The sequence below is a fragment of the Acinetobacter sp. YH12227 genome (assembly GCF_013417785.1).
GTDB classification, from domain to species: domain Bacteria; phylum Pseudomonadota; class Gammaproteobacteria; order Pseudomonadales; family Moraxellaceae; genus Acinetobacter; species Acinetobacter gandensis.
Genome location: NZ_VPDH01000180.1, coordinates 1 through 1,204, shown reverse-complemented (window position 1 = coordinate 1,204; position 1,204 = coordinate 1). Strand labels below are relative to the sequence as shown.

At 34.6% G+C, this 1,204-nt stretch carries 2 protein-coding genes; both read left to right on the top strand.

Features of this window, described 5'->3' with window-relative positions; translation table 11 throughout:
* Nucleotides 1–326: 326 nt before the first annotated feature.
* Entirely contained in the window at nucleotides 327–575 is a 249-nt protein-coding gene (locus FTV09_RS17800; protein WP_004812233.1) for a type II toxin-antitoxin system HicA family toxin, read from the top strand.
* Nucleotides 572–904: a type II toxin-antitoxin system HicB family antitoxin gene (locus FTV09_RS17795; RefSeq protein WP_005404859.1), complete on the top strand. Its 333-nt coding sequence runs from the start codon at nucleotides 572–574 to the stop codon at nucleotides 902–904. The genes FTV09_RS17800 and FTV09_RS17795 overlap by 4 nt, the downstream gene beginning before the upstream one ends.
* Nucleotides 905–1,204 lie beyond the last annotated feature (300 nt).

The following is a 1,204-nucleotide window of genomic DNA, read 5'->3' as shown; positions in this document are numbered from 1 at the left end:
TGTTCCACTTTAGATATTTGTTTAAGATGAGATGTAACTCATTGAAATGTGTCATCATATTCGTCGTCAGAAAACAAGTATTATGCCATTATTTCAATGAGTTATCTTTTTTTGTCGTGTACAAAGTTGAAAATATTATATATGCTGAATATGTGACAATTAATTCAGTTGAATTAGCTTTAAATGGCTTAAGTGAATACATAGAAAAACTTTCCTAAAATCTCTTACATTTAACATAATGGCTGTTATATGAAATGCAACTAAATTTAGTTGCATTTTTTAATTTCAAGGGACTATACTTAGTCGTAACTGAGTAGGGCTAAAATATGGGTAAAACGGAAAAGTTATTGGAAAAATTTGGAAATTCAAAAAATACGTTTCCATATAAAGATTTAGTCGTTTTACTGAGCCAGCTCGGCTATGAAAAATTTGAAATGGCAGGCTCTCGTGTTCGGTTTTTTAATGAAAAAACTGAACATATGATTTTACTGCATAGACCACACCCTGAAAATGAAATCAAAGGTGGGGCATTGAAAGCTGTAAAACAGGCACTCAAGCAGGAGGGATTTTTATGAGCTATTTAAAGTACAAAGGTTATCTCGGAACAATTGAGCCTGATCTTGAAACAGGTGAGTTATTTGGAAAACTTGCTTTTATTCGTGATCTTATTACCTATGAAGCGGAAACTTTAAAAGCCCTTGAGAAAGCTTTTCAGGAATCTGTAGACGGCTATTTAGAATCATGTGCTGAACTAGGAAAATCTCCTGATCAACCATTCAAAGGCACTTTTAATGTCCGTATTAGCCCTGAATTGCACCGTAAGGCGGTTTTAGCATCAAGTAATTCTCTAAATGCCTTTGTCAGTGAGGCGATTCAAGAAAAGTTAATGCGTTTAGGTGCGTAATTTATTGAAGCCTAGGCTACTACCTAAAAATTGAAAAACTCAGCAAAAATGGGAGCTTAAAGCTCCCATTTTTATGTTCATGTTATTCACCAATTAAAATGTCTATGCGATAAACCATTTAAAATGTCCTGTTTTTAACCACAAGAGTCAAGCACAGGATTTAAGTTTCTTTGTTCAACAACAGCTTTCTGAGCTTTACGACTTGGCATACTTTTCTTGGCCCGGGAACGTTTATTCTGTTTTTCTAGTTCTTCATGCTGCTGTTGAATATGCGCCAGGACTGAACCTAACCGTTTATTC

Bases quoted from the DNA above. Each gene is read 5' to 3' on its own strand.
- FTV09_RS17795 (WP_005404859.1), top strand. From the start codon at position 572: ATGAGCTATTTAAAGTACAAAGGTTATCTCGGAACAATTGAGCCTGAT.
- FTV09_RS17800 (WP_004812233.1), top strand. From the start codon at position 327: ATGGGTAAAACGGAAAAGTTATTGGAAAAATTTGGAAATTCAAAAAAT.